This window comes from Williamsia phyllosphaerae, assembly GCF_014635305.1.
GTDB lineage: Bacteria > Actinomycetota > Actinomycetes > Mycobacteriales > Mycobacteriaceae > Williamsia_A > Williamsia_A phyllosphaerae.
In genome coordinates, this window is record NZ_BMCS01000001.1 from 566,432 (window position 1) to 584,589 (window position 18,158).

Here is an 18,158-nt window from a genome sequence, read left to right on the forward strand (position 1 = left end):
CCGATCATTTGCGTCAAGTGCAAGCATATCGCGCATAAGTATTGATGGACGCGACTATTAGCCGCTCGTAACGTCATCGGCATGACATCGAACAGGCGACTTCCCCAGGGCGGTATTCCCACCACGTGGCTGTTCACCCCCGGCACCGACCCCGACCACTTCGACGCCGCCGAGCGAGCGGGCGCGGGCGTCGCCATCCTCGACCTGGAGGATGCGGTCGCCCCCGGCGACAAAGACCGCGCACGCTCCCTGGTCGTCGACAAGCTGACGGCACTGCGCGACAGCGCGACCGCGGTCCGGTACGCGGTACGGATGAACGCGGTCGGGTCGGTCGCCGGACTCCGTGACCTCCTCGCCGTCGCCGAGCACCGACTCACGCCCGCCTACGTGGTCGTCCCCAAGGTCGAATCGGCGGCGACGGTCGACCTAGTCGCAGACACGCTGCACGATGCGGGCGTGGTGACCGACCTCGTGGCGATGATCGAGTCCGCCCGTGCGGTCACCGAGATCACCGCGATCCTGCGCGAGGGCCGTACACCTCCTGCCGCGGTGATGTTCGGCGCCGCGGACATGGCAGGCGACCTCGGTGCCGAACCCGGGACGGCGGTGGTCCTGCAGGCGCGGAACTCGATCCTGCAGGCCGCTGCGGCGTTCGGCGTGCCCGTGATCGACACCCCGTTCTTCGACATCCACGACGCCGGGGGACTCGCCGACTCGGTCGGCGACGCGGTCCGCAGCGGATTCGCGGCGAAGGCCGCCATCCATCCGCGCCAGATCGTCGCCATCGCCGACGGCTTCACACCGTCGGGCGAGGAGATCCGTTGGGCCGACGAGGTGGTCGGGGTCGCCGAGCGTGGCGTGGGCACCGTGAACGGGCAGATGATCGACGAGGCCATCGCGCGGCGGGCCCGTCGGATACTCGCCCGAGCGAATTGACACCAAAAGCCCTACAGCACAACAGAAGGAGAAGCAGATGGACCCCATCCTGCCGGCCTATCGGGAGTTGGCCCCCCACACCTATCGAGAGACATCCGGTCTCTACTTCGAGGATTTCGTGGTGGGCGACAGGTTCGAACACCGCCCGGGTCGGACCATCACCGACACCGACAACATCTGGATGACGTTGCTGACCATGAACACTCAGCCGGTTCATTTCGATGCCGCTTATGCCGCGGCCACGGAGTGGAAGAAGATGCTGGTCGACTCGACGCTCACCATCGCCATGCTCACCGGCATGAGTGTGCGCACCGTGAGCGCGAAGGTGGTCGCCAACCTCGGCTGGGACAAGGTCCGTGCGACGCACCCGGTGTTCGCCGGAGACACCCTCTACGCGTCGAGCACGATCCTCGCGGCGCGGGAGTCGAAGAGCCGGCCCACCCAGGGCATCGTCACCGTCGAGACCACCGGCACCAACCAGGACGGTGACGTGGTGATGACCTTCGAGCGAACCATGTTGATCTACAAGCGCGGTCACGCGCCCGAGCAGGAGGCGAACTACTGATGACCACCATCACGACACCCCGGCGCACGACGGGCGAGTACACAGCCAAGCTCACCGACCCGCACACCGCGGTGGAGCAGATCGAGAGCCACTCGACCGTCGCCCTCGGTCAGGCCGCCGGCCAACCACCGGCGCTGATGCGTGCCCTCGCCGACCGTGCCCGCGAACACGAGATCGACGAGGTCAAGCTCTACTACTTCCACGCCGAACAGCCGATGCAGGACAGCCTGCTCCGCTATGAACTCATGGGGGCGCTGCGTCCGCACTCGATGTTCCTGCAGCGTGCCGAGCGGGAGTTGATCAAACAGGGCGACCGCGACGGACGCAAGGTCGTCTCGTTCGTTCCCACCGCGTTCAGCCAGTCCATCCGACTGTTCGCCGACCGAATCCCGGTCGACACGTTCCTCGTCTCGGTGTCACCCATGGATGCGAACGGCTACTTCACCTTCGGCACCAACAACGACTACACGAGTTCGGTTGCCCGGCAGGCGAAGCGATTGATCGTGGAGGTCAACGCACACATGCCACGCGTGTTCGGCGCGTCGGCGCTGCACGTGTCGGAGGTCGACGCCATCGTCGAACACGACGAGCAACTCCCCGAGCTGCCACAACGCCCGATCGGTGATGTCGACCGGACCATCGCCCGACGGGTCGCCGAACTCGTCCCCGACCACGCCTGCCTGCAAATCGGCGTCGGCGGACTGCCCCAGGCGGTCTGCGAGGCGCTGGCGGACCGGACCGATCTGGGCATCCACTCCGAGGTGCTCACCCCGGCGCTCGCGGGCCTGATCGAATCCGGCGTCGTCACCAACCGGTACAAGGCGATCCACCGCGGCACGTCGGTGTTCACCTTCGCCATGGGTGACAGGGCGTTCTATGAGTTCCTCGACGACAACCGCGGCGTGGAGAGCCACCCCGTCGACCACGTCAACGACCCCGCGGTCATCGCACTCAACGACAACGTCGTGTCGGTCAACTCAACCATCGAGATGGACCTCACCGGCGCCTGCAACTCCGAGTGGATCAACGGGCATCAGTACAGCGCTGCCGGCGGTCAGGTCGACTTCGTTCGCGGCGCCTACAACTCGCGAGGCGGGCTGTCGGTCATCGCGTTCGCCTCGACCGCGAAGCAGGGCACGATCAGCAAGATCGTGCCGCGGCTGTCGGGTCCGGTCACCACCGCACGCAACGACGTCCACCATGTGGCCACGGAGTACGGCATGGTCGATCTCAAGGGACTGTCCTCGACCCAGCGAGCCCAGTCGTTGATCGCCCTCGCGCATCCAGACCACCGCGCCGAACTCACCGAGGCCGCCCGCGATCGGCACCTCATCTGAGGCAGCACCGAACGGAGAAATCACGATGCAGATCGAATCGCTCGACCATCTCGTCCTCACCGTCGCCGATCCCGCCGCGACCGTGCGGTTCTACACCGATGTCCTCGGGATGACCGAGCACACCTTCGGCTCGGGACGGACCGCGTTGCTCTTCGGCCACAGCAAGATCAACCTGCACCAGGCCGGACACGAGTTCGAACCGAAGGCCGACCGGCCCACACCCGGCAGCGCCGATCTGTGCTTTCTCGTGGCGACACCGGTCACCGACATCGTCGAGCAACTCGGCGCGGCCGGCGTCCCGATCGTCGAGGGTCCGGTGACGCGAACGGGCGCGACCGGCGACATCCTCAGCGTCTACGTTCGCGATCCCGACGGCAACCTCATCGAGCTGTCGAACCCGGTGTGACACAGCAGACAAGCTCGCGCCCGTCTCGCGCGCCCACCGGGCGCAGGACTAGCGTGGCAACGGGCCGGCGACACCCCGCTGGACCCGCCGATCACCACGTCTCTCACGAGGAGTTCTCCATGGCGACAACCATTGCCGACCAACTCATCCGCGGTCTCATCGACGCGGGTGTCACCCGGATCTACGGAATCGTCGGCGACAGTCTGAACCCGGTCGTCGACGCCGTGCGGCGCTCCGGCGGCGCGGCCAAGGGCGGCATCGACTGGATCCACGTCCGCCATGAGGAAGCCGCCGCCTTCGCCGCTGCCGCCGACGCGCAGACCACCGGGAAACTCGCCGTGTGCGCCGGGTCGTGCGGGCCGGGCAACCTGCACCTCATCAACGGCCTCTACGACGCACACCGCTCGGGCGCCCCGGTCCTCGCGATCGCGTCGCACATCCCGAGCAGCGAGATCGGCTCGGGCTACTTCCAGGAGACGCACCCCGACCGCCTGTTCGGTGAGTGCTCGCTGTTCAACGAGCTGATCCTCACCACCGATCAGGCGCCGCGGATGTTCCGGGCGGCCATCCACTCGGCCATCACCGGTAACGGGGTGGCCGTGCTGACCCTGCCCGGCGACATCGCCGAGGAATCGGCCACCGCGACAATGGATCCCATCTCGATCCCGGCGACCCCGATCGTCACCCCGCCCACCGAGGTCATCGAGAAGCTGGCCCATGCCATCAACGCCGCCGAGAAGGTCGCCATCTTCGCCGGCTACGGCGTCAAGGGCGCCCACGACGAGGTCGTCGCACTGGCCGAGAAGATCGGCGCGCCCATCGGACACTCGTTGCGCGGCAAGGAGTTCATCCAGTACGACAACCCCTACGACGTCGGCATGACCGGGCTGCTGGGCTACGGCGCGGCGCACGCCGGCATCCACGACGCCGACCTGCTGATCCTGTTGGGCACCGACTTCCCCTACTCGCAGTTCTTGCCCGACAAGGTCACGACCGCGCAGATCGACATCGACGCGACGAAGATCGGGCGGCGTACCGCGGTGGGGTTCCCGGTGCACGGCGACGTCGGGGCGACGGTGCGCGCGCTGGAGCCGCTGGTGGAGCGCAAGACCGACCGGCGGTACCTCGACACCTGGCTGGCCAAGCACGACCAGTTGATGAACAAGGTCGTCGGCGCGTACGCGAGCAACGCCGAGAAGCTCGTCCCCATCCACCCCGAGTACGCAGCGTCGATCCTCGACGACCTCGCCGCCGACGACGCGGTCTTCACCACCGACACCGGTATGTGCAACGTGTGGACGGCCCGCTTCATCAACCCGACCGGTCGACGGAAGTTCATCGCCTCGATGCTGCACGGCTCGATGGCCAACGCACTGCCGCACGCCATCGGCGCACAGTCGGCACAGCCCGGGCGACAGGTCATCTCGATCTCTGGCGACGGCGGGTTATCGATGCTCCTCTCGGAGATCCTCACCGTTGCGATGTACAAGCTGCCGGTGAAGATCATGCTGTTCGACAACGCCACCCTCGGCATGGTCAAGGCAGAGATGCTGGTCGACGGGCTGCCGGACTTCGGCGTCGATGTAGCGCCGGTCGACTACGCCGCGATCGCGAACGCGGTCGGGATCCACGGTCGGCGGGTCACCGAGCCCGGCGACATCTCCGCCGCCATGGCCGAGGCGCTCGCCCACGACGGCCCGGCGCTGGTCCAGTTGGTCACCGACCCGCTGGCGTTGTCGGTGCCGCCCAAGCTGACCGGTACCCAGCTGAAGGGCTTCGCGCTCGCGATGAGCAAGGTGGTGCTCAACGGCGGGATGGGTGAGGCCATGAAGATGGCCAAATCGAACCTGCGCAACGTTCCCCGTCCCTGATGTTGACCCTCACGTAGCGTGCGGCTCTAGCGTCGATCTCGTCGGCCACACCGGGTGGCCGGAGAGGAAGTGGGTGTCGGCATGAGTGAGCCCGAGAAGCTCTATCGCGTCGGACAACTGGCGGAGCTGACCGGGCTCACGGTGCGGACCCTGCACCACTACGACGACATCGGACTGTTGAGTCCGTCGCGTCGTAGCGGTGCGGGCTATCGGCTCTACAACGGAGTCGACGTCGAGCGACTCTACGAGATCCTGGCCCTGCGTCAGCTCGGGCTGTCGTTGGAACAGATCGCCTGCGCCATCACCGGCGAGACATCGCTCGAGGCGATGCTCGTCGCACACGCCGATCACGTCGACACGCAGCTCGCGGCGATGCAGCGGCTGCAGACCCATATGGCGACCGTCCTCGCGACGGTGCGTCGAGCGGACCGACCCACCGACACCGACCTCCTCGACCTCATCAGAAGGGTGATGACAGTGGATGCACGAGTGGAGAACTACTTCGACGCCGACCAGCTCGCGGCGCTGGCAGTTCGTCGAGAAGAGTTGGGCGAGGAGCAGATCCGCGCGGTGGAGAATCGGTGGCCGTCATTGATAGCGGAGGTCGATGCGGCGATCACCGTTGGGATGGATCCGACCTCCGAGGAAGCCGCCGCGCTCGCGGCCGAGTGGATGGGTCTGCTCGAGCAGTTCCACGGCGGCGACCCCGGCCTGCGTGACGGGATGTACCGCATGCAGGAGGAGAACACCGAGGAGATCCAGCGGGACTTCGGTGGACCGACGCCGGAACAGATCGATTTCATCGCGCGCGCCAACGACTCTCGAAACTGACGAGTCGGATCGGACCACAACCGTCACCACTCAGGTCCGATCCGGACTCAGCGCACAGATGGCGCCGCATCGGTGACGGTTATGGACGCGTCCGGCGTCAGTCGTCGGCCAGGAGGTCGTCCAGCGCGTCGGATCCCATACCGAACCGCTTCAACCGGTCCAGCGGCATCGACCCCATGATCTTGACGATGTCGGTGCCCAGGGCATCGCCGCCGTCGGACGCACCCGCGGGCAGCATGTCCGCCATGGCCGCCGCGACGGCCGGATCGGCCAGCGCCTCGGCCAGGGTGGACTGCCAGGTGATCGGGACCGAGTCGTCGTCACCGGCCACGTCGACGATGTCGGTGGCGCGGATGTCACGGCTCGACGCGCCCACCCCGACGACGTACGCGCCGTCCTCGACGGTCCAGTCACCGCGCCGCTCGTCCCAGAAGGCGAGGTCGGCGCGCGCAATCCGTACCGAGATCGTCTCTGAAGCAGCGGGTTCGAGGACGGATGACGTCGCGAACGCCTTGAGCTCCCGCGGTGGTCGGACCACCCGCGACCCGGTCTTGGTCACGTAGACCTGCACCACCTCGCGCCCCGCCCGCTGACCTGTGTTCGTGACGGTGATCTCGACGTCGACACCGGTCTCGTCGGAGGCCACCGAGAGATCGCGGTACTCGAAGTCCGTGTAGGACAACCCGTGTCCAAACGGAAACGCCACCTCCAGTCCTCGCGCGTCGTAGCCGCGATAGCCGACGTGAATACCCTCGCCGTACCGCACGTGAGAGTTCTCGCCCGGGAAGTCGAGATACGACGGGCAGTCCTCCACACGGATCGGGACCGTCTCGGTCAGGCGACCCGATGGGTTGACCGCGCCGAACAGGACGTCGGCGATCGCACCACCACCGGCCTGGCCGAGCAGCGCACCGTCCACGATGGCGGGGACCGCATCAGTGACCGGTTGCAGACGCAGCACGCCGCCATGGGACAGGACCACGACGGTCCGCGGCTGCACCTGCGCGATCGCCGCCACCAGATCCAGCTGTCCCCAGGGGATCTCGATGTCGTCGCGGTCGAACCCCTCCGACTCCTGTTCGGCACCGAGTCCGAGGAAGACGACGGCCGCCTCGGCGTCGGCGGCCGTCTGCACCGCTTCCTCGCGCAGGGTCGCGGCGTCGCCGGAACCGTCGGTGGTGAACCCGGGCGCGAAGGTCACCGCGCCGGGACCGGCCTGCGCGCGGATCTCGTCGAGCGGGATGTCGAGCCGCGTCGGGTTCACGTGGGAGCTGCCACCGCCCTGATAGCGGGGCGACTGCGCGAACTCGCCGATGACTGCGATCGCGGTGCCCGGCGTCAGCGGCAGCAGGTCGGTGTCGTTCTTGAGCAGGACGATGCTGCGGGCGGCGGCCTCGCGCGCGAGACGGTGATGGGCGTCGAGATCAACGTCGGCCGCGTTCTCCCGTCCGGGCTCTACCCGGCGCGCCAGTTCGGCCACCGCCGCGGCGGCACGATCCACCGCGTCCTGCGACAGCTCGCCGGCGCGGACGGCGTCGACCACCTCGGTGTCGGCCGCGGGACCCGTGCCCGGCATCTCCAGGTCGAGACCCGCGCGGACCGCGGCGACCCGGTCGCGCACCGCACCCCAGTCGCTCACGACCGCGCCGTCGAATCCCCACGTCTCGCGCAGGAGTTCGGTCAGCAGCCAGTGGTTCTCGGCGGCGTACACACCGTTGATGCGGTTGTAAGAACACATCACCGTCCACGGTCGCGCGGTGCGGACGATGTGCGCGAACGCGTGCAGGTAGATCTCGTGCATCGGCCGAGGGGCGACGTCGGAACTCGAGCGCATCCGATCGGTCTCGGCGTTGTTGAGGGCGAAATGCTTCAGCGACGTCCCGACCCCGACGCTCTGCACACCCCTTACCCACGCGGCACCGAGTACGCCTGCGACTACCGGGTCCTCCGAGAGGTACTCGAAGTTTCTGCCGCAGCGCGGATCCCGCTTGATGTTGACCCCGGGCCCGAGCAGGACATCGACGTCCAGCGCCCGGGCCTCACGGCCGAGGGCATCGCCCACCCGATGGATCAGGTCGGGGTCCCAGCACTGGCCGAGGCCGACCGCAGGCGGGAAGCACGTCGCAGGCTCGCTTCCCGCCAGACCCAGGTGGTCACTCGCGCCGGTCTGCTTGCGCACGCCGTGCGGACCGTCGGTCAGCATCAGCGACGGAACGGAGCCGACCGCCTTCGTCGTCCAGAAATCCGCGCCGCTACCGAGGGACGTCTTCTCCTCCAGGGACAGGTCCTTCGTCGGGTCCGTCATCGACACTCCTAATCACCGTTGCCACCGCTGGTCCGGTACCGAGGCTACGGATCGCGTCTGCCCACGACGCGCGGCGAAACTCTGCACGGAGCGACCAACCACGGCACATACGTCGACGCCGCCCCGCTCAGCGCAGACTTTCGCCGCCACGGACAGAGCAAGTTCCCGGGCTTAGGCCCGGGGCTTGCGTAACGCGGTACTGCCGAGTACCGATAGTGAGGTTGTACAAATACTTCGCCTCTAGGAGTCCCCATGCCATCACGTCGCACCACACTCGTCCGGACGGTCACCGTCGGTTGCGCCGTCGCAGGAGCCGCCGCCATCGGGGCAGGTCCTGCGAACGCCCTACCGGTGCAGCAACCCGCCTTCACCCATCACGACTTCCGCGTGAACACGTTTGCAGGCACCCCGATCCCACTCGGGGCCGCCGTGGTCGAGATCGACGCTGCGACCAACGGCACCGGCGTTGTCCGGTTCACCGTCGGCCGTCGGTGCGCATCGGAGGGCGGCCGCCCGTGCGGGTACTCCGTCGACATGTCGGTGCAATGGATCAACTTCGCCAACGGCGCGACCGGCACCACGGCCGTCGGTAGGTCCACCCCGAAGTTCGTCACCACTGGTCGCGGCCCGGTAGGACTCTCCTTCAGCGTTCCTCGAACCCTGAGCCTGCCGTCCGTCGGACTGGTGAACTCCTAGCGTCCGGCGCCGATCCCGTCACGCACCGAGTCGTCGATGGTGGAGTTGACCCCGCCGACGCGGTAACCGGCCGCGCGATGACGGTCCGGCAGCCGGTCGCCCTCACCGAACAGCTTGTGCCGCAACGTTCCCGGTATGTACTCGCGCTCATACGCGCCGCGCCGCTCCAGGGCCGGGATGACGTGGGTGATGACGTCGGAGAACGTGCCCGGGCTGACGGCGTACGCGAGGTTGAACCCGTCGACGTCGGTCTCGGAGACCCAGCTCTGCAATTGATCGGCAATGCTCTCACCGGATCCGACGAGCACAGGACCCATACCGCCGATGCCGCCCCACGCGGCGATGTCGCCGACGGTCCACTCCTTGCCGGTGTCCGACGCCTGTTGGAACGACGCGACCGCCGACTGGATCGCGTTCGACTCGACGTTGCCGATCGGCTCGTCGAGGTCGTAGCTCGACAGGTCGATGCCCATCCACCCCGACATGAACACCATTGACCCCTCGGCACTGGCGTAGCTGCGGTACTCCGCCGCCTTCGCCTGCGCGGCCTCCTCGGTGGCGTCGGTGATGATGGTCAGCAACGTGTAGATCCGCGCGTCGTGCGGTCTGCGACCCGCGTCGACGAGCGCGGCACGGACCTTGGAGACGGTCTCACGCAGCAGCGGTTTGGTGGGCGCGGCGACGAAGATGGCCTCCGCGTTCCCCGCGGCAAACGCGAGTCCGCGCGGCGACGCCCCGGCCTGGTAGATCACCGGCGAGCCCTGCGGCGACGGCTCCGAGACGTGGATGCCGGGGACGGAGAAGTGCTCGCCGCGGTGGCCGATGTGGTGCACCTTCGCGGGGTCGGCGAACACACCGGCCTCCCGGTCACGGCGCACGGCGTCCCGTTCCCACGAGCCCTCCCACAGCTTGTACAGCACCTCGAGGTACTCATCGGCGTGGTCGTACCGGGCGTCGTGGGCGAGCTGGTCGGTCTCGCCCATGTTCCGCGCGGCCGACGGCAGGTAGCCGGTGACCACGTTCCAGCCGATCCGGCCCTTCGTCAGATGGTCGAGCGTCGACATGCGGCGCGCGAACGGGACTGGGTGCTCGAATCCGGTGCCGGTGGTGATGCCGAAGCCGAGGTGCTCGGTCGCGTACGCCATCGCCGAGACCAGCAACAAAGGATCGTTGACGGGCGTCTGCGCCCCCTGCCGGATGGCGGCCTCGTCGGTGCCGGCATAGACGTCGTAGGTGCCCAGCACGTCGGCGATGAACAACCCGTCGAACCCGCCGGTCTCGAGCAGCTTGGCCAGCTCCACCCAGTAGTCGAGGGTGTTGTAGTCCCACGACCGGTCCTCGGGGTGGCGCCACAGCCCGGGCGACTGGTGGGCGACACAGTTCATGTCGAAGGCATTGAAACGGATGGGACGCGACACGACACTCCTCGATAGACAGACTTCGGAGTTCATTGTCGCGACCGTCGGGACAGCCCGCCACGGTTGCGCCCAGCGTGGCGCGAACCCTTCCGAGGAGGTCAGGCGTCGAGGCGGTAGACGCGGATCGCGTTGTCGCGGAACACCTTGCGGAGCAGATCGGGTCCTCGCGGTGTCAACACGTCGAGCAGCGTGCCGACGATCATGGCCACCGACGCGTTCGGTTTGTCGATCGGGTAGTTCGACCCGAACATCACCCGATCCGGGCCGAAGACGTCGGTGGTGTGGTCGATGAGAGGGCCCATCATGTCGGTCAGCGTCGCCTGGCTGCCGATGTTGCCCGACGCCTGGTGCCCGTAGCCGAGGAACGGGAACGCCAGACCGGAGTGCTTGGCGACGACGTTCGGACACGAGGCGACCTCGGCGATCCCGTCCCGCCATCGCGCGTAGATGTCGGCACGGTCGGCCGCGGTGTGCCCGGTCCGCGAGCCCATCGGGCCGAAGACCCCGACCGGTGTGGCGTAGTGGTCGAGCACGATGGTGACCTCGGGGTACTCCCGCGCCAGCCGCACGACGTCGACCATCTGATGCGAGTACACCCACGCCTCGAAGCTGAGGTCACGCGCGGCGACCTCGGCGAATCCCCGCAGGAACGACGCCGAGGTCAGCGCGTGGTCCTCGTCGGTCCAGTCGCGCACCTTCGGGTCGGGGTGGCGCGCCGCCATCGAGCGGATTCCGCGGAACGGCGCGTGGTTCGCGGCGCGGAGGTGGGCGTCGAGTAGGTCCGCGACGTGCGGAGCGCGCGGATCGGCGTGCCCGACGATCGCTCCGAGCGACGGCGAACGACCCTCGCCGAAGGGGAGCTCGTCGATCCAGTGCGTCTCGCCCGCCGGCCCCAACTCCTCGGCACCGTGCCAGCCTGCCTCGATGTGCACCGCCGACCCGACCGGGACACCGGTCGCACCCTCGACCGCCACGATGTCGGCGAGGTAATCCCTCGGCCGATAGGGACGCAACAGGTTCCGCGGCGTCAGCGCGAACTCCCGGTCGGCCTGATTGCGTAGCCGGAACAGCCGGTCACCCGCGGCGGGGAAGAACCGGTACACGCGTGCCACCGAGCTCGCCTCACGCGGCGTGGTCAGCGGATCCCACTGATGGATGTGTGTGTCGATGATCGACGGGATGACGTCGGCCAGTGCATCCGAGGACGACTCACCGAAGACCATGGTCAGACTGTACTAACGTGGGCACCGACACTCCGTGGGGGTACGCGCGAGTTGTCGAGTGCAGGAGGTCGGTTCGCGATGGGAAGTCACACGCGCAGCGGGCTGGGTGCTGTGCGCGACGCGATCGGTCGCGACCCGGACCGGTTCGTCTCCGACTTCTACACGCGCCTCTTCTCGGTGCGCCCCGAGCTCCGTGATCTCTTCCCGGCGACGATGGCGCACCAGCGCACGGCCCTGTTCGGCGTCCTCGACCACATCTTCGAGGTCATCCCCGATCCCGCCGGCCACACCGACCTCATCGGCTTCCTGGGTCAGCTCGGCCACGATCACCGCAAGTTCGGCGTCGCCCCCGAGCACTACGACGTGTTCTTCCGGTCGCTGCTGGCCGAGATCAGCTCGACCCTCGGCGAGGACTTCGACCCCGCGACGTCGGCGATCACCGCGCAGGCGTTGCTGCTGGCCACCGGCGTCATGCGCGGAGCCGCGGAGAGCGCCCGCGGTCCGGCGACGTGGCAGGCACGGGTCGTCGAGAAGTACCGACTCTCGCGCGATCTCGCGGTGGTGCGGCTGGTCACCGACACCCCGCTGACCTATCTGGCGGGGCAGTACATCGAGGTCCAGGTCCCCCAGTGGCCGCGAGTCTGGCGTCATCTGTCGCCGTCGATCCCACCGAACCCATCGGGCGAGTTGGAGTTCCACGTCCGCGCGGTGCCCTCGGGCACGGTGAGCACGTCGATCGTCACCGAGACCGCCGTGGGCGACGTCTGGACGCTCGCACAGAGCCACGGGACGCTCGCCGTGGAACCCGACCGCGACGTGCTGCTGCTGGCCGGCGGCACCGGGCTGGCACCGCTGCGGTCGCTGATCATCGAGATGTCGCGGCGGGTCGACTCCCGCCCGACGCACCTGTTCTACGGCATGCGCTACCCCGGCGAGCTGTACGACGTCGGCACGCTCGCCCAGATCGCGGGCACCAACCCGTGGCTGACGGTGACCGTGGCGTCGGAGGAACCGACGAACCCGTGGTGGCTCACCCGCGACATCGATTTCGCGCGTCTGGGCATGGAGCACCGCATCGGGACCGTCGTCGACGTCGCGCTCGCACATCAGGACTGGTCGGAGCACCAGGCGATCGTCGCGGGGTCACCGGAGATGGTCGAAAGCACCCGACGATCCCTGATCATCGCGGGCGTACCGGCCAGCAGAATCCAGAGCGATCCGCTCTAGCCGCCGCCGGCACCACCCGGGTTTGCTGCCCCGCCTCCGGCATTGCCCTGGGCAGGCACGCTCGGATTCTCGGGCTTGGGCGACGACGCGGGAGAGCTGGTCGTGGTGGTGGTGGTGGCCGCCGGCGGCGTGGTCGTCCGGGTGACCGTACGCGGAGGCTGGGTCACGGTGACCGTCTCCTGCGGCGGCGCAGGTGGCGGCACGAACTCCTCCGTCTGCTCCTCGGTGGTCGTGGTGGTGGTCGACGGCGGGCGTGACCGCGTGGTGGTCGGTGCCGTCGTGGTGGTCGTCGGTGCCGAGGTGGTCACCGAGGACTCCGACCCGGCGGGAGACGGCTCGTCGTCATCTCCGGTGAACAGCACGACCCCGACCACGACGGCGGCGAGTACAGCAGCGGCGACCGCCGCACCCACCAGCGCGAGCCAACGTGTGCGGTTGCTCCCGGTGACGCCACGGTTGCGACCGTGCAGCGCGGCACCGTGGGCGGCGGAGTAGGTCGGTTCCGACGCGATCTGGACGGGGAGCTGGGTCTCGTACTCCAGCGTCGGGGCGACCCCGGGGACCTCGGCGCCCGGTCCGACCACGAAGACGCCGCTGCGTCCGACGTCGGTGGAGGGCAGCAGCCCGAAGGCGCCCGCGACGGCCTGGGCGCCGGGGGTGTCGGTGACGGGTTCACGTGCACCGCCGGTCGGGAGCTGGACCGCGCCGACCACCGTCGCCGACTCGGTGTCGACCGCGGCGATGGACAGTTCGTTGAACGGGACGGCGTCCGCGGCGAGGTCGAGGACCACGATGACACCACGCTGATCCGACTGTGCCGCGGCGACATTGGCGAACGCGAACGGGGTGTCGGTGATGGTGGTGCGCGAATACCAGTCCGGGTCGGTCTTGGCTCCGGCCGTGACGGTGTTGTGCAGCGACACCTGCATGCTGCGCTGAGCGCAGGCGACCGTGACCGCATCCACCGCGAACGGGGCGGACTCGACCAGCTGTGTGATCGCGTCGAACACCGTGTCCGGGGAGCTGTCGGTCAGATCCACGACGTTCCGGGCCAGCACGTTGCCGGTGGACACCTCCATGACAACGGAGGCGATCTGCAGATCGGTGACCGAAACGCCCAGTACCTGACTCATCGTCTGACACCTCGCGTCTGGCTGCGTGACGGACCGGTTGGGCCGCTCGTCGTACGAGACCCTATCGGGACGTACCCGCCCTCCGTTACCCTGCCCGCTGGTTAGGCTCGTGCCATGTCCCCCGACCAGCCGCAACGACCGGCCCGACCGGCGCGTCCGCAGATCGCCGTGACGCCGATGCGCGAGCCGGTCAGCGACGACCGACCCCGCATCATCGACCTCGGCGTGCTCGCGTGGGTCCTCACCCTCATCGCGTTGGCGGCGACGTCCGCCCTGGTCGCGATCCGCCAGAGCGAGGTCCGATCCGAGCTCACCCGCTCGCTCGCCGCGGACAACGCATCCGCCTCGGCCGACGAGGTGAAGACCGCGGTCGACATCGCCATGATCGCGGCGGGGGCGATCGCCCTGGTGATCGTCCTGCTGGCGCTCTACGGCTGTATCCGCATCCGCGACCGCATCCCCGGTGGACGCACCACCCTGACCACGGTCGGCGTCGTCACGGTCGTCGGGGCGATCGCGTTCTGGACCGTCGTCGAGCCGGCCCGCGATCTGCTGTCCCCGGTCGTCGGTTGGTCGCCGTTCGTGGTGGCGGCACTCGCCGCGATCGCCACCGGGGTGATGTTCGTGCCGTCGGTGGGCCGGTGGCTGCGCGCCGCCCCGAAACGCTGACGTCAGCGCGGCAGAGCCGCGAGGACCCCTTCGGCGCTCCGAGCCGCGGCACTGCAGGCCAACGCGGTGGGCCGATCGAGCAGCGGATGCGTCGCCCGGGCCCGCCACGTGCGTACCGCGTCCATCGCCGCCGACCGCACCTTCTCCAGCGGATCGTCGGGGGCCAGACCGAGCCGCCGCGTGGGTTCGATGCCGTGTCCACCGACGACCCGGGTGAGTTCGTCGAGATGGTGCTCGGGCAGGTGGATCGCGCCGGTCCGCAACCGGCCCAGCAGGCGTAGCTCGGCGAACCCGTGGACGTCGGCGAGCATCCGGTCGGCCGTGTGCCGGATCTCCGAGGCCTCCCGCGAATCGCTGTGCGCCAGGATGCGACCCAGAGCGATGAGCGCGGTGTGACTCTTGAGCTGATCGGCCCGCTGCCCGAACTGCACATCGATCACGTCGCGGAGTTCGTCGAGTCCGCTGCGTGCGACGAGCTCCGACGCCAGCGTCGGCGAGTCCGGGGTCCCCAGGCGGATCAGGGTGATGGCCAGCCGGATCCCGAAGAGGCCGAACCGGTCGAGCAGCGTCGCGCGCAGGGCCGGCTCCACGGGCAGTTCGGTGGTCGGTGCGACGAACCGGTCGACCGACAGCATCGCCACCACCAGGTCGTCGGGCGCGACCGCGGCCAGCTTCACCAGCGCCCGGTACTCGACCTCACGCAGCGTCCGCGCGCCGAGGGCCAGCAGACCCGCCACCGGGACCACCGCCTGGCACAACCCGGTCCGCTCGAGCTCGCCCGCGAAGCGCGCGGCGACGTCCCTCGCCGACATCATCGCGTCCATCCGGCCCGCGCCGATCTCGTCGGCCCGTGACACCACACCGACCACCCCGAGTGGCCCGGAGTCACGCCCGATGGACTCGCCGATGCGCGCGAGGAACGAGGTGTCGGTGCCGGTGAGGGTGCGCAGCAGGTACACGACCGCGTCGGCGCCGGACTCCCCGTCCTCGGGGGTCAGCATGTCGACGGTCAGCGCCGAGACGTCGCGGGACAGCGACGCCGTACCGGGGGTGTCGATGATGGTCGTGGTGCGCAGCGTGCGGGCGGGCCACGTGACGTCGAGACGGTCGACGCGTTCGGCGGTTAGCTTGCCGAAGTCGAAGGTGAGTCGGCCGTCCGGTCGCAGCACCGGGATCTCGGTGGTCCGGTCACCGTCGTAGGTCGCCGTGACCGTGGGCGTCACGCCGCGGCGATACCACGTGACGACGCGCGTGCACTCGGTCGCGTCGGTGGGTGCGATGTCCTGTCCGACAAGGGCGTTGAGCAGCGTGGACTTGCCCGCCTTGAGCGAGCCGGCCAGCGCGATGCGCAGCGGCTCGTCGAGACGTTCACCGCACTGCACGAGTTCGTGGTGGATGCGGGCGTCGTCGGACCAGAGGTCCTGTGCCGTTGCGATCAGCTCGCGGGCCCGGTCGATCGTGCTCACGCGCCGATGATCCGCTCACCGGGAGTGACGAGCTCGATGGCCTCGGGACCTGGGTCGAGTTGCTTGGCGACGGTGCGCAGCGCGGCAACGGCTTTGAGCTCCCGCTCGAGTTCGGCCATCCGCCCGGCACGCTCGGACTGCGCGAGGGAGGCGGCCTCCTGTGCGGCGCGCAACGACTCGTTGATCGACGTCGATGCCTGCTCGGCGACCTCGGTGAAGTGATCACGCAGCGATCGCTGGATGTGGCGCAACCGGTCCCGCGACTCCTTGCCCACCTGGAAGCTTACGTCGTCGGTGTACTTGAAGATCGCCTGCTTGGCCTTGGCCCGACGTTGATCGACGCGGACCCCCTTCTCGTCGCGGTATGCCTTGCTGCCCAACAGGATGCCTGCGCCGACGGAGATCGGGTTGATCAGGGTCAGGCCGATCAGCGTCGTCATCAGACCGAACATCAGGACGCCGCCGTAGGACCCGCGCATCCCGATCAGCGCCTTCGCACCGATGCCGAGCCGTCCGGATTCGAGGTCGGCGAGGTCGGTCACCGGATCGAAGACGCCGTCGATGTCGGAGATGTCGAGATCGGGCAGATGGGTCTGCGCGGCGTCGGCGAAGTGCTCGGCCACCTGCTGCGACAACCACAGCGCCTGCTCGTGGGCCCACACGAAGTTGTCGCCCACCGCGGTCGCGATCTGGTCTTCGAGCCACTCCCCGATCTGCGGCCAGTCCTTGCCGGGATCGCCCTCGTCGACGGCCTTCTCGGCCTCGCGGGTGACGGCGCGGAGTCGGTCGCGCAGATCGTGGTCGATGTCGGCGGCCAGATCGGTGACACCGTCGGACAACGTCTGCTGCCACAGCGCCGATTTCTTCTGCATCTCACCGGCCGCGGTCTGCGCCCGTTGCAGACCGGCGACGGCGACGGCCGCGGTCTCCGGGTCGCGCAGGGCCGCGAGTTCGCTGCCGAGGGTCAGTGCGAGGTGCTCGGACACCGAGCGCAGGTCGAGCGACACCGACGAGCGCGTCGCCAGGTCCGCGTGCGCGACGACCTTCTCCCGCAGGTAGGTATACAGATCGGCGAAACCCGACTCGGTGTTGAGTCCGTCGTCGTTGAGCCGCAACGCATGTGAGCGCAGCATCGACGAGATCGGCAGCAGCGGGACGTCGATGCCCTCGCGTGTCAGGTGTCCCCGGTCGGCGTCGACGATGGCCCGCCAGTGCGGGTAGAGATCGGTCTTGGTGATCAGACAGGCGACGGTGGGGCACAACGCGGTGACCTGGCGGAGGAAGACGACCTCCGGTTCGGTGAACTCCTGACTGGCGTCGGAGACGACGAACACCGCGTCGGCGGACGGGATCAGGCCCAACGTACTGGCGGCGTGCGGGTTGCCGTGGCCTCCGACCCCGGGGGTGTCGATGACGACGAGCCCGTCGGCGAGCAGCGGACTGGGGACGCTGATCTCGAGACGCAGGATGTCGCGCCCCTGCGCGAGAGGGGTGGTCGGGGTGATCGACCGGATCTGTTCGATCGGGATGGGGACCCGCGTGGGTTCGGCGCCGGGCTGGTCGAGGACGAGTACGGCCGACGGGGTGTCGGCGTGCTGCACGAGGGTCGGCACAGCGGTCGTCTCGTCGTCCCCGACGGAGCACACCTCGAGATTGAGGAGCGAGTTCACGAACTGGCTCTTGCCCTGCTTGAGCTGACCGACGATGACGATCCGCAACCGCGGGTCGGTGATACGGGTGCGCGCACCCTCGAGCCGTTGGACGAGGTCGTGGCGGTCGGCCCGCGAGGCCACCCCGCCCATCTGACCGAGCAGGTCGCCGAGTTGGCGTGCCGCCGAGCCATCGGACTGTGCGACCTCGTGGCCGTCGGGGGTGGCTTGCATGGTGGTGGTCGACCTCACCTGGGTTGTCGTCGGGTGTGGTGGGAGCGCACGACGCGTCGTGTGCGGAGAACCGCAACGACCCCGTACGCCAGGAATTCAGCGTACGGGGCCGATGCTGCCAGGCAGGCGCGGACGGTAGTTCGGGGCAACCGGCGCGCGCTGCGCTGACGAGCTCTTCTGCGGTGACGCCGC

The 18,158-nt window shown here is 68.6% G+C and carries 15 protein-coding genes; 9 read left to right on the forward strand and 6 right to left on the reverse strand.

Translation table 11 applies throughout. From position 1 onward, the window contains the following. The first annotated feature begins 81 nt into the window (after positions 1–81). The 6 genes from IEV93_RS02760 to IEV93_RS02785 all read left to right on the forward strand — a co-directional run bounded on the left by IEV93_RS02760 (position 82) and on the right by IEV93_RS02785 (position 5,946). Positions 82–936: an aldolase/citrate lyase family protein gene (locus tag IEV93_RS02760; protein WP_188486708.1), complete on the forward strand. Its 855-nt coding sequence runs from the start codon at positions 82–84 to the stop codon at positions 934–936. A 37-nt stretch (positions 937–973) separates the two neighbouring features. Further along, positions 974–1,501 (forward strand): MaoC/PaaZ C-terminal domain-containing protein, encoded by a 528-nt coding sequence (locus tag IEV93_RS02765; protein ID WP_188486710.1) that lies wholly within the window; start codon positions 974–976, stop codon positions 1,499–1,501. Beyond that, a complete protein-coding gene (locus tag IEV93_RS02770; protein WP_188486712.1) occupies positions 1,501–2,838 on the forward strand; it encodes an acetyl-CoA hydrolase/transferase family protein in 1,338 nt (445 codons plus the stop codon). The genes IEV93_RS02765 and IEV93_RS02770 overlap by 1 nt, the downstream gene beginning before the upstream one ends. Before the next feature lie 25 nt (positions 2,839–2,863). Further along, positions 2,864–3,244 (forward strand): VOC family protein, encoded by a 381-nt coding sequence (locus IEV93_RS02775; protein ID WP_188486714.1) that lies wholly within the window; start codon positions 2,864–2,866, stop codon positions 3,242–3,244. 119 nt (positions 3,245–3,363) lie between these two features. Then, positions 3,364–5,115, forward strand: a complete 1,752-nt coding sequence (locus tag IEV93_RS02780; protein WP_188486717.1) for a pyruvate dehydrogenase — start codon at positions 3,364–3,366, stop codon at positions 5,113–5,115. Positions 5,116–5,196: 81 nt separating this feature from the next. After that, the gene (locus IEV93_RS02785; protein WP_188486719.1) at positions 5,197–5,946 is read left to right on the forward strand and encodes a MerR family transcriptional regulator; all 750 of its coding nucleotides are present in this window, start codon (positions 5,197–5,199) and stop codon (positions 5,944–5,946) included. 97 nt (positions 5,947–6,043) lie between these two features. Here IEV93_RS02785 and IEV93_RS02790 read toward each other — a convergent pair whose 3' ends face one another. Next, positions 6,044–8,251: a glycoside hydrolase family 3 C-terminal domain-containing protein gene (locus tag IEV93_RS02790; protein WP_188486721.1), complete on the reverse strand. Its 2,208-nt coding sequence runs from the start codon at positions 8,249–8,251 to the stop codon at positions 6,044–6,046. Positions 8,252–8,503: 252 nt separating this feature from the next. On the opposite strand from IEV93_RS02790, the gene IEV93_RS02795 reads away from it, so the two are divergent. Beyond that, positions 8,504–8,947 carry a hypothetical protein gene (locus IEV93_RS02795; protein ID WP_188486723.1) on the forward strand — a complete coding sequence of 148 codons (444 nt, stop codon included), beginning with the start codon at positions 8,504–8,506 and terminating at the stop codon, positions 8,945–8,947. On the opposite strand, the gene IEV93_RS02800 is transcribed toward IEV93_RS02795, so the two are convergent. Continuing rightward, positions 8,944–10,398, reverse strand: a complete 1,455-nt coding sequence (locus IEV93_RS02800; protein WP_188486726.1) for an LLM class flavin-dependent oxidoreductase — start codon at positions 10,396–10,398, stop codon at positions 8,944–8,946. The genes IEV93_RS02795 and IEV93_RS02800 overlap by 4 nt on opposite strands. Positions 10,399–10,463: 65 nt before the next feature. After that, entirely contained in the window at positions 10,464–11,588 is a 1,125-nt protein-coding gene (locus IEV93_RS02805; protein WP_188486728.1) for an amidohydrolase family protein, read from the reverse strand. 78 nt (positions 11,589–11,666) lie between these two features. Between IEV93_RS02805 and IEV93_RS02810 the strand changes: the two genes are divergently transcribed. Continuing rightward, entirely contained in the window at positions 11,667–12,815 is a 1,149-nt protein-coding gene (locus IEV93_RS02810) for an FAD-binding oxidoreductase (RefSeq protein WP_188486730.1), read from the forward strand. On the opposite strand, the gene IEV93_RS02815 is transcribed toward IEV93_RS02810, so the two are convergent. Next, positions 12,812–13,948 (reverse strand): DUF7159 family protein, encoded by a 1,137-nt coding sequence (locus tag IEV93_RS02815; RefSeq protein WP_188486732.1) that lies wholly within the window; start codon positions 13,946–13,948, stop codon positions 12,812–12,814. The two genes, IEV93_RS02810 and IEV93_RS02815, sit on opposite strands and share 4 nt — an antisense overlap. Before the next feature lie 114 nt (positions 13,949–14,062). Here IEV93_RS02815 and IEV93_RS02820 point away from each other — a divergent pair, with 114 nt between their 5' ends. Then, positions 14,063–14,617, forward strand: a complete 555-nt coding sequence (locus tag IEV93_RS02820; RefSeq protein ID WP_188486734.1) for a hypothetical protein — start codon at positions 14,063–14,065, stop codon at positions 14,615–14,617. Between the two features lie 2 nt (positions 14,618–14,619). Here the strand turns inward: IEV93_RS02820 and IEV93_RS02825 are convergent, their stop codons facing one another. Both IEV93_RS02825 and IEV93_RS02830 read right to left on the reverse strand, forming a co-directional pair. Then, the gene (locus IEV93_RS02825) at positions 14,620–16,083 is read right to left on the reverse strand and encodes a dynamin family protein (protein WP_188486736.1); all 1,464 of its coding nucleotides are present in this window, start codon (positions 16,081–16,083) and stop codon (positions 14,620–14,622) included. Further along, positions 16,080–17,966, reverse strand: coding sequence for a dynamin family protein (locus IEV93_RS02830; RefSeq protein WP_188490322.1), 1,887 nt, complete (start codon positions 17,964–17,966; stop codon positions 16,080–16,082). The genes IEV93_RS02825 and IEV93_RS02830 overlap by 4 nt, the downstream gene beginning before the upstream one ends. Positions 17,967–18,158: the final 192 nt, after the last annotated feature.